This is a genomic window from Clostridium sp., from assembly GCF_050717545.1.
Taxonomy (GTDB): domain Bacteria; phylum Bacillota; class Clostridia; order Clostridiales; family Clostridiaceae; genus Clostridium_AD.
The window spans coordinates 88,124-99,389 of sequence record NZ_JBOITN010000038.1 but is presented as its reverse complement, the minus strand read 5'-3'; the positions used below and the strand labels follow the sequence as shown (position 1 = coordinate 99,389).

11 protein-coding genes are annotated in these 11,266 nt (G+C 29.4%); 3 read left to right on the top strand and 8 right to left on the bottom strand.

Going from position 1 to position 11,266, the window contains the following annotated elements:
* A partial coding sequence (locus ACREVX_RS13745; RefSeq protein ID WP_431544759.1) for a hypothetical protein occupies positions 1 to 439 on the top strand: 439 nt, incomplete at its 5' end.
* 148 nt (positions 440 to 587) lie between these two features.
* Here the strand turns inward: ACREVX_RS13745 and ACREVX_RS13740 are convergent.
* The 6 genes from ACREVX_RS13740 to ACREVX_RS13715 form a co-directional block, all read right to left on the bottom strand.
* Positions 588 to 761, bottom strand: coding sequence for a hypothetical protein (locus tag ACREVX_RS13740; protein ID WP_431544758.1), 174 nt, complete (start codon positions 759 to 761; stop codon positions 588 to 590).
* Positions 762 to 1,373: 612 nt separating this feature from the next.
* Positions 1,374 to 2,552, bottom strand: a complete 1,179-nt coding sequence (locus ACREVX_RS13735; protein WP_431544757.1) for a Coenzyme F420 hydrogenase/dehydrogenase, beta subunit C-terminal domain — start codon at positions 2,550 to 2,552, stop codon at positions 1,374 to 1,376.
* A gap of 5 nt (positions 2,553 to 2,557) precedes the next feature.
* Entirely contained in the window at positions 2,558 to 4,075 is a 1,518-nt protein-coding gene (locus tag ACREVX_RS13730; protein ID WP_431544756.1) for a lipopolysaccharide biosynthesis protein, read from the bottom strand.
* A 68-nt stretch (positions 4,076 to 4,143) separates the two neighbouring features.
* Positions 4,144 to 5,145 (bottom strand): glycosyltransferase family 2 protein, encoded by a 1,002-nt coding sequence (locus ACREVX_RS13725; protein ID WP_431544754.1) that lies wholly within the window; start codon positions 5,143 to 5,145, stop codon positions 4,144 to 4,146.
* Between the two features lie 25 nt (positions 5,146 to 5,170).
* A complete protein-coding gene (locus tag ACREVX_RS13720; RefSeq protein ID WP_431544753.1) occupies positions 5,171 to 5,485 on the bottom strand; it encodes a glycosyltransferase in 315 nt (104 codons plus the stop codon).
* Positions 5,486 to 5,531: 46 nt separating this feature from the next.
* Positions 5,532 to 5,675 carry a glycosyltransferase gene (locus ACREVX_RS13715; protein ID WP_431544752.1) on the bottom strand — a complete coding sequence of 48 codons (144 nt, stop codon included), beginning with the start codon at positions 5,673 to 5,675 and terminating at the stop codon, positions 5,532 to 5,534.
* 317 nt (positions 5,676 to 5,992) lie between these two features.
* Here ACREVX_RS13715 and ACREVX_RS13710 point away from each other — a divergent pair, with 317 nt between their 5' ends.
* A complete protein-coding gene (locus ACREVX_RS13710) occupies positions 5,993 to 6,613 on the top strand; it encodes a right-handed parallel beta-helix repeat-containing protein (protein ID WP_431544751.1) in 621 nt (206 codons plus the stop codon).
* Between the two features lie 404 nt (positions 6,614 to 7,017).
* Complete coding sequence (locus tag ACREVX_RS13705) at positions 7,018 to 8,214, top strand: right-handed parallel beta-helix repeat-containing protein (protein WP_431544750.1); 1,197 nt, start codon at positions 7,018 to 7,020, stop codon at positions 8,212 to 8,214.
* A 157-nt stretch (positions 8,215 to 8,371) separates the two neighbouring features.
* Here ACREVX_RS13705 and ACREVX_RS13700 read toward each other — a convergent pair whose 3' ends face one another.
* Both ACREVX_RS13700 and ACREVX_RS13695 read right to left on the bottom strand, forming a co-directional pair.
* Entirely contained in the window at positions 8,372 to 8,917 is a 546-nt protein-coding gene (locus tag ACREVX_RS13700) for a type III toxin-antitoxin system ToxN/AbiQ family toxin (protein WP_431544749.1), read from the bottom strand.
* A gap of 371 nt (positions 8,918 to 9,288) precedes the next feature.
* Positions 9,289 to 10,986 carry an ATP-binding protein gene (locus ACREVX_RS13695; protein ID WP_431544748.1) on the bottom strand — a complete coding sequence of 566 codons (1,698 nt, stop codon included), beginning with the start codon at positions 10,984 to 10,986 and terminating at the stop codon, positions 9,289 to 9,291.
* Positions 10,987 to 11,266 lie beyond the last annotated feature (280 nt).

The following is an 11,266-nucleotide window of genomic DNA, read 5'->3' as shown; positions in this document are numbered from 1 at the left end:
TGTTGTTAATGGTAAATCCTATTTGTTAAGAGATTTTAGTTCACCTAATTCTTTTGTTTTTAAACCTTCTGGTGCTAAAAACTATAAAGTTGTTGCTTATGCTAAAAATCTTACTACTGGTTCAATTATATCAAAGGAACTCTCCCTTGTAGTATCTGTACCACCATTTAATATTACCGGTGTGACAACTAATAAATCTTCACCTATTTCTCTAGGTAATAGTGTTAAGTACACTACTTCAGTTACTGGGTCTACTAATACACAGTATAAATTTGTTGCTGTTGTTAATGGTGTACCCTACTTGTTAAGAGATTTTAGTTCACCTAATTATTTTGTTTTTAAACCTAGTAAAGCAATAAACTATACAGTTATTGCTTACGCTAAAAATCTTACTACTGGCTCAATTACTTCAAAAGAACTTTCCATTACAGTAAAATAGAGATAACTAAATCTCTACTTTACAAAATACTATTTAGGTAAAACATCTATAGATAAGATACAGAGCTCGCCATTGTAATAGCAGATTTTATTTTCATCTGTTGTTTCAAGGGGGAGTTTATTTGTATCTAGAAGCACAAAAGTATAAATTAACAGATTGATTTTCCAACCCATCGTCTTTTTCCATCTTTAGTTAATACTAAATATTTTTTGTCATTGCTCACTTCAATATCCGCTTGTGTATTTACAACCCACCATATATAGGAACTATTTTTAGCATTAATTTCATCCTGTATAATAATACGTCCATTATCCTTATACATTTTTATTCCTCGTTTAACTGAGGCTGCGTCATTTTTGAATTTTCTTCTAGATTTTGATCAGGGTCAGAGTCAGGATTAATTAATATGGTGCTGTGACCCTCCGTCCTTTTCCTATAATATTTTCATATTTTACCATTTTACCCACTTTCAAAATATCCTTGCAGATTGTAATCATCACATCCTAGATCATTTAACCATCTTACACCTAATGTTTCATACGCAAATGACCGAATAAAAAGATATTTTATATATTACATTTTTACATTTCTCATAATTTTTCTTTAGTGTGAAAATGTACACCAGGTACATACACCCACTAAATACTTACTCCTCTATTTTTTTACATTTAATTAAATGGAAATTAGCCTATTCCTTCTCTTACAAAATAACTTCACTGTCTCTTGTGAAAAGTAATCAAAATAAAACTCTCAGAGCTAAGTCGCTAAGAGTTTCATTATATACAGCTTATATTTATAACTTGTATTCTTATAATAATATTCATCAAATGTTTATTTTTTAAGTTTATAATCTCTATACACATATTAATTAACACAACCTGAATGTAATTTGCATGTATAAACCTTGTTCTTTCCGTCACTTAGTAAATTTTCTTTACAACAACCTGTTGATTCTTTTTTTCACAGTTGTTAGCGCTCTCTTACTAAACATGATTTTCCTTTTAATCCATGATGGCGGGCTCATGTATTTTTTAATCACATAATTAAAATCCCTACGATTTACATCTTCAAAAAAACTTTCTCGTAAATCTGGCTCTTTCACAGATTTTATTATACATGGATTGCCCTTTATAGCATGGTCTAAATCACACTTCTGAATAAAAATATTGCTTTTACATTCTTTAAGCATTGTTTTACCTTTATCGGTATTAACTAAAAGCAAGGAAGTTCCTTTATCATCATCAAGTTCTGGGTATTTACTAGCTATACCCCAATAGTCTCCTAGCGTTATGTCACTTACACGAGAAATATTCGAATATGAACATTTGTAGCAGGATGGTCTTAGATAGTAATTTTTTAAAAAACCCTGCATATATATATCATTTGCTGCCAGTTTACTGTACAATGCATCATTCTCAAATTGTATCAATACAGAATATTTTTTCCATCCATATTTCTTATTCCTAAAAGTTATTCTCTTAATACTTGAATTATACTCTTTTTTAAGATTTTGCTTATATTTTTGAAACACCATAGGTGATGGTACGCCATGGCAAACTATGTCACAAGTGTATAATTTATCATATTCTTTCTGGAGAAAACTATATAAGCCTGCTATTTGACATGAAGTACCTGTAAATAACACTTTATTATCCTTTTCTAGATATTGTTTCGCTTTGCTAAATGTATCATTAATATCACTTTGAACGTATTTTGAACCACGTAATTCCTTTAATTCTCCTATTGTATGTGCCTCTTTATGAATTATATTAAAATCTTGATTATATCCTGCACCAAAAACTACTCCACCATCTAATAGTATCCACTCGGCTAAGCTCGTAAATACTCCTCCAGATGAACTGTCTTCACGTATACTTTTATTGTTATTCCACGCTGCATAACAGTTGGGCTTATCGTATGCTCTCCCATTAAAGTAAATATTAATTTCAGGACATACTTTCTCACATAATCCACACTCAATACATTTATTTTCGTTAACCTTTGGATACCAAAAACCCTCTTCATCAACAAGCATTTCAATACATTTTTGAGGACAAATATTATAGCAACCTTTACACCCTGAGCAATTTTTTTTATTTATAATACTAATCATACGCCTTACCTTCTCCTTTTAATTTTTTTAAATATGGAATAAAATACACTCTTTTCATATTGATTGAAACCCAAATACCACATCATTCCAGAGAAGGTACATATGTATGCAATCATCTTTATAAACAATATCATAATGCTTGTCGTAACTATATAGTAATTTACGGCTAAACCGACACACACAACTATTACTATTGGCAAAGACATTGATAAAATTTCTTTTGCAAAACCTATTATATCAATTCCTATTACCTTATGGTAATAGATATTTATAACAAACCACTGACCAATGATAAGTGCTATCGAAGTCCCTATAGCACAACCAAATCCTCCATACATTTTTGCAAGTGGTATTGATATTGCAACATTTAATATTGCAATAAATATATATATTTTAGAACGAAAGGCATGCTTATTTTTTGCTTGCAAAATTACTATTCCCATATTTTCAATTAATGGTATTAACAGAGGAACCATAACTATTAGCGACATATAATAAGCAGTTTCAAAATCCTTTCCTGCCCAAAATCCTATGAAACTTTTACCATATAATACAAATCCGGTAAGTATCATGGACATAATCGCATATTGGATGCGACCTACTTTCTTAAACATACCATTTATTTCAGTCATATCATCTGTTTTAGCTACTATAGCTGAGATTTGGGGTAAAAAAACGCTGTTGACACTAGATGAAAAATTTATATAATATGTATCTAATTGAGACGCTATTGAATACACTGCTACAGCTGAAGTTCCTGATATTATACCCAAAATCAATTGGTCTGTTTTCCAATAGATTTGATCAATTACTACATTTAAAAATATATAAAATGAAAATATTGTCATCTCCTTAACAATAACTTTATTAAAACTATACAGTTTTACTTTTATCTTTATCTTGTTAATAGAGTAATACGCCTTTATACTTATTGTAACAACATTAAATACTGTTTGTACTATAACTAACCCTATTACATCTGCTTTGTAATACATAACAGCAATTACAACAAACGGTTGAAGCATGGTTTGAATAATTGACAATACTCTTACAAAAATGAATTTTTCATGTGAATTTATTACAGCAGTATATATATTTGAAGGTATTGTTATTGCTATATTTATCATCATTATAATATATATTTCTTTAGCTTTGCCTAGCTCGTTTAGTGTTAATGATTTTGAAAATATATTGTCCAATTTAAAATATATAATAGCACCAGCTATTATAACAATCACTGTAATAGCTCCATATATGATAGCTGATATCGCTAAAATGTTAGATTGATTTTCTTCATCTTTTAAAGCTAAATACCTTGAATAATATCTTGTTATTGTGTTTGCTAATCCAAAATCCATAACTGCTATATATGCTATTAGTGAGCCCATCAATTGGTAAAGGCCATACTGTTCTTTCCCCAAAAAATGTAGTAATATAGGGACATATATAATCCCTATGATAATACTAAAAAACATTGATATATAAGATAAAATAATTCCCGCTTTTCTTTGATTAATCTCCAAATTTATCTACCTCTATTTTCTTATTAATTTTAATGCAATTATACTGTTTAATATTATATTGTTGATTGCTATTTAAATTTCTTTATAAACTTCTCCAATCTTATTATATAAAACATTAAATAAGGATTTGTTCTTAATAAATTAATTTTGTAATATCTTTTTATACTATATTGTTTTGAATAATTGCCTAGCATATTAAATAAATATTTATCAGTGTTTAAAACATTAATAAACTGTTTAATTGAATAGTTTAATCCAATTAAGTCATAACACGCGTTTAATATACTTACTGGAATTTTATAATTATAGATAAGTTTTGTTATAGTATCATTTATTTCAGAAAATTTATCATTTCCCAAATATTTAATAAAATCTAAAAATATATTTATATTAGAATATCTTTCATCAACCGCCTTCATTGTTGCTGAATCTTTTCCTCTAAAGTAAATAAAGTAGATTCCATTATCTTGTACAATGTTTCTGCAACTTATGATATATTTGTATGCAAATATCTGATCCTCATTATATTTATATTTATTATCAAATTCTATATTATTATCTATTATTATTTTTCTTTTATATAAGGCATTTCCCATATATATGTAGGTTTTACCCATAATAAACATTTTCAAATAATCTTTCATATCATGTATGCAAATTCCTTTTGTATATAATTGATTAACAACCTTGTTATTTTCCATAACTTTAAAACCACAAACAGACATATCACTTTTATTATGTATCATATTATTAACCAAAGTTTCTAAGCATTCAGGTTTTATAATGTCATCTCCATCTATAAAAAATATATATTCTCCACTTGAATTTTCAATTCCTTTATTTCTTGCTATACTGACTCCTGAATTTTTCTGAATAATAATTTTATACTTAATTGAGTTATTTAAACTAAGAAGCTCCCTAATGATTTCAATTCCTCGATCTTTTGATCCATCATCTATTATAACTATTTCATAATTTTTATAAGTCTGATTAACAATAGACTGAAATGTTTCTCTAATTTTATTTTCTTTATTATACACTGGAATAACAACGCTAACCAAATATCCCATTATATCCCCCCTTTTTATATTACAGTTATAACTTCATTACATTTTCGAAGCAATTCTTCCATTGAGCTTTTACATTTTCCCCATAAAAATACTTAACTCTTTTTATTCTATTTATTGTGTACTCTAATCTCTTATTATAACTATCAACTAGAATTACCCGTGCGTCTGCAAATGCCTCAATATTATTATTCTGTACAATAATTCCGCATCTGCCATTCTCAATGATTTCACTTGGACCAGTTGTTTCAAAAGTTACAACTGGAACACCTAATTCTAATGCCTCCGTTACCACTAATCCAAAACCTTCCAATCTCGATGACATCGCATAAATTGAAGCCACTCTAATCAACCTCAACTTTATTAGTAAACTTATGTATTTTAACTTTTTAATTTAAGTCTAACTTATAAATTAATTTTTCCAGTAATTTTTCATTTTCTCCTTCACCTACAATATCAAGCGTCCATTCATTATTATGTAAATTAACTATTTTGAATGCTTTTAGTAAATTATCAAACCCCTTTATCTGCATTCAATTTATTATATACAACTTATACCTCTCCTTTGTCGCTACCCAGCTAACAATTATCCTCGATTCTAATACCTTTTCTACCCCTATATTATGCTAATATTTTCTTGTAACTGTATTAAATAGTACAATTTTCTACAATTATTATAACACAAATAATTGGATAGCCACTAAAGAATAATATATTTTTAACGATAAAGTAATATGTATTATTGGTCAATTTTTCCTAAAATAGAAAACCCAAAAGGAGTAAATAAAAATGTTAAAAAACAATATCAAAAAAGGTATTACCGCAGACATACTACTAATTTCTTTATCAAATGTTAGTCCCTTCTGGAAAAGGTACAACAAGTTCTGTAGCAAGTAATAATCAATGCGTAGGAAATGGTCAGGAAGGTATCACAGTTTATGGTGGAAGCACAAAAGTTAGTAATGGAAATAGAGTTATAGGCAATACATCTATAAATAACAGATTTAATCAAATAGAAATATGGCAATCAAATAACAATACTGTTAGCGGGAATACAGTGGAAGAATCAATATTTGGTCGTAGAAGTTTAGGCGCAATATGTCTGTTTGCTACAACTGGGACCACTGTTACAGGAAACAACGTATTATCAGCGCAAAGTAATGGTATTGCCATAGTTGCCGGAACAACAAACACCATTGTATCAAATAATTTTATAGCTGATACAAATAGGAGCGGAGATACTAATAAACCTGAGAAAGGTAATGGAATATTACTTGACTGGAATGGAGTAGCTGATCCTGCCTACATAACTATAGAAAATAATAAAATCAGCTCAAGCAATGGTATTATAGCTAAAGGTGGTGTCTATTCAACTTCTAACACCAATCACCATAACACAATAGGTGGCAACACAGTAACAGGCTATAAATATGGAGTTCACTGGTATGCTCTTGATACCTGTGGAGAATAGACCACTTATCCTACCTGACTTGCAACCGAGCTCGAAACGTGAAATCGCATTAAGAACTTCAATGTTTTTTCGCCTCTTATTGCAATTCACTTCGGAGAAGTTCATACTCATCAATCAGCACAAGCAACCAATAAACGAATTTGATCGGCGACAGCCGTAGTGTGGAACTACCGAAACATATATAAATAAAAACACTCAAGATTGCCTTGCCCCCGAATTAAAAGGAGTGAATTACTATTTTAAAAAACAACATTAAAAAAGGAATAACAACGCTAGTTATATTAATTTCTTTATCCAGTGTTAGTCCCTTTGTAACATCTACAAAGGCTATTGATTTATCATCATCTAAAAATTCTACAGCATCTACTAATAGTACTATTACATTAGATGCTGTAAAATATGACTTGGATCAAACAGGTGTAACAGATTCTTCAGTCCAATTTCAAGAAATGATAGACGCGCAACCAAAAGGCACAAAAATATTACTACCAAAAGGTACATATAAATTTGATAACGCAATTGAGCTAAAAGACGGTATAAAATTAATCGGTGCAAACAATAATGTAAAAATTAAAGGCACAGGTAATAACACATTATTTTGGACTGGTAATGATAACTCCTTTGAAGGTATAGAGTTTCAGTACTGCGGCGCTGCAATAAGTGTATTATATAAAAAAGGACTTAACGTAATAAATTGTGGATTCACAAGTAACATTAGTTATGCTGCAGTTAATCTTTATGGAGCAAGTAACTCCACCGTTAAAAATTCATATTTTTACGATGTGCACAAATTTGGAGTTTTAATCGATAAAGATAGTTCTAATATTAAAATAGATAATAACAATTTTAATAATGCTAAAGCTTTTGACGGCTATGCAAAAGAACAAATAGCTGGTCATGTTTACTGCATGAATGGAACTAAAGTTTCTGTAACAAACAATATTATAAAAAACAGTGGTGGCCAAGGTATAATCTTCGGTTACAATTCAGCAACTGGAAAAGGTACAACAAATTCTGTAGCAAGCAATAATTTGTCCCAGGGTAATGGGCAAGAGGGTATCACAATTTATGGTGGCAGCAAAAAGGTCAGCAGTGGAAATTCTCTTATAGGTAATACTTCTAAAAACAACAGATTTAATCAAATAGAAGTATGGCAATCTGATAACAACACTGTTAAAAACAATACCGTAGAAGAATCTTTAGCTGGCACTGGTAATCTGGGAGCAATAACTCTGTTTACTACAACAGGAACCACAGCTAGTGAAAACAAAGTATTATCTGCAAGAAATAGTGGTATTTCCATAACATCCGGAAGTTCAAATTGTTTTATAACAAATAATTATATAGCAAATACAAACGGTAAAAATGATATTAAATCTGCGGAAAAAGGTAATGCAATATTACTTGATTCATGCGGAATATCTCAGCCTCAATACATAACAATAAGATCGAATAAAATCACCTCAAGCAGTGGAATTATAGCTAAGAGTGGTATCTATTCAACTAGTAATGAAAATCGGCATAACAAAATAGATAATAACTCAACATGGGGTTACAAATATGGACTTCACGAATATGCTGCTATGACATGTGGAGAGTAGGCCATTTCTCCTGCCTTTTTGTTATGATATTTAAAAGTGGTGAACTAAATGGAAGAAATAAAAAAGGAAATAAAACAACCCACAGAGTAGTATATTAGTTGATATACTACTCTGTGGGTTTTCTAATTAATATGATTGCGTATATATAAATTTTAAATTACTCTATTTTTATAAATTCATTGCATTTGCTTTCTAGTAGCCTGTAATCTAAAGCAGTAGTTATATAATTAGCAGTAGTGTCATTAGTTACCTTTTGCTTGTACATTAATTCTGCATTGCTTTCTATCTTAATTTTGTTCTTACGAATAAAAACAATTTCCTTTTGGACTAAATCTTTATATGATAAATCAGTTTCATTGTCTAAATCATATAAACCCAACTCACTACTTGGCACTGGAATCATATGACTTATTCTTAAGGTACCTTTCAACTCTAATTCGCCATTAGGTTCTTTCAGGACTATTCTCATTATAGGAACGATACTTCGTCTTATAACTTTCTGATTTTTAATAATCTTATAATCTGAGTTTTTTGCAGAAGATAATGGAATGTAATAATTGTACCCATTAATAAAATAAACCACACCTACATACTTTCTTGTATGTGAGCGTAGACCTTCTTTATTTGAGTACACACCAGACGCATATTTACTTAAAAAAGATATATATCTATCAGATACACTGTATATTTTCAAATCATACATAGCTAGTCCATCCTTTGTATTAAAAAAAGAGTGATAAAATTCTCACTCTTTTTGAGTTTAAAGTTTCCCACTATCTGGCAGGGACTCTCCTGAGTTTAAGGTTTCCCACTGTATGGCAGGGACTCTCCCGAGTTTAAAAATTTGAACTCGAACTTTTATTAGTCGCATATCGAGTAGCGACAAATATTTGATAGTTAACTATCTAATAACTAAATTGTACAGTATCTTATACAAAAAGTCAATGTTCACGAATCATTTTTTGTACTTTGAATAACTTTAACAATTCAGTTACACTATTATTATATGCTAAAATACGCAAAAAGATACTTTAAAATAAATTCAAAAAATTTTTTAGCAATAACGTTTGTTTATTAGCTTAAGTCTTCTGTATAAATATCTTTTTTCCCTACAACAATAATTAAGATTTTCTTTAACCCTTCTTTTCCCAGTTCTTCTTGAACCATCTTACTTTCCCCATACATTTGAAGCTGTTTTAGCCCTTGCTCTTTTACTTTCTCCAAAGTATTCCTGTCACTTTCTTTTATATATTTTAATTCTATAATCCATTGGAATTTAGTTATATCTTTTAGTTGAATCTTTCTTCTAAGCATTAAATCTACATATCCATTGTTGTTTTCATCTTCACTTTTTATAAAATAAGTGCTATCTACACCTAATAAGGTGAGAAACATCATCTTTACATTTTTCTCATCCATTTGCATAAGATCCCTATTTGATAGATCAATCATTATACATTTTACAATTTCAATTAACGGTTCAATATTGCCCTGCATTCTCATTTGAGTTACTGTATCTCTAACATCTTTGATTTGTATATTATAGTCTTGATTTATCTTTTGAAAATATTGTTCCCAATAAATTGTTTTGATAACATAGTTAGGTATTTTAAGAACTGTACCATTAGGTCCTGCTTCTTTTATAGTAAGCATTCCAAGATAAAATAGCAGTGATTTAAAATTTTCTTTTTCACTGTACATAGTATGAATATTAAATCTATCCACAAGAATTGTAGATGTTACGCCTATGGACATTATTTCCTTTAATGCTTCTGAATCATTGAAATTATAGGCTAACTGATTAACTTTGCCATAACCAGTTTTAACATTATTATCTATCATTTGTTCTGGATATTCATTATATAATAAATATTGGTCTAAGAAATACATTGTCATATCAGGATTAAATACGGACTTACATTTTTCGTTAAATCTATATCCGTTATAATACTCAGTCATGTCTTTGCAGATTTTTTTTCTAAGTTCCTCATCATTAATCCCAACCGTACCCATAAGAGAAGAAAGTTCTTCTCTCGTAAACCCAAGCATAGCATTCAAATTTCTATCTAAAGTGTAGTTCCTAGTTATATTAAATCCACTAGTTAAATCGTCTAACATTATCGGGCTTACTCCAGTCATAAAAATCCTTCCAAAATTATCTGCAGTTGCATCCTTTAAAGCCTTATAAAAAACTTTAACAAAACCCTCCCCGTGAAGTATCCCTTTGTATGTATTTTGTTTTCCTCCAGTAATTAATTCATTGGCAAAGTTATCATATTCATCTATAAGAACAAATACCTGTTTTTTATTCATTTTGCAAAGTGTATTTATATGTTCCACTACCATTTCTGAACTTAATTCTTCAGGTGGTAAATTAGTTTCCCCTAATAAATTTTGATATCTAAATAGAAATTCTTTAGCTGAGGATCTAACCTTAAAATTAAAACTTTTTCTTAACTCTTCTTCGCCGTGTCCTGCATCCACTCCAGCAAAACTGATTTTCCAAACAAGAAATTTGTTTCTCTCCTCAGTTGGATTTCTGCCTATATATAAATCTCCAAATAACTTCCCAAATTTATCTTCTTTATTTATATCATAATAATTTTCAAGCATTGATATAAATAAGCTCTTACCAAACCTTCTAGGTCTTATGAAAAAATGATAAGGAGCATATCTATCCAATAATTCTATATAATTAGTTTTATCTACATAAAGGTAATTTTTTTCTCTTAAAATTTCAAAATTAGAAATGCCATAAGGTATTCTCTTCATATAAGCTCACTCCTCGTATTCATTCTATATTCAATTTTACCATTTCCATGTTAAGTAATATACCCATTAAAAAAAGTTTGATTCTACAAGTCATAATATTAGCTGTTTCGTAATTGTATAATGAAAGTTGATATTTTTTTCTTATAGGATGCTAACAAAAGTATATATTACGTAATATGCGTTTGAGCAAGCCTTAGTAATTCTTAATTTATTTTATTTACAGATGCGTTAAGAAGACCACATGTCTGAGCGATAGCGAGTTTGTGCTCTTTAGCAACTG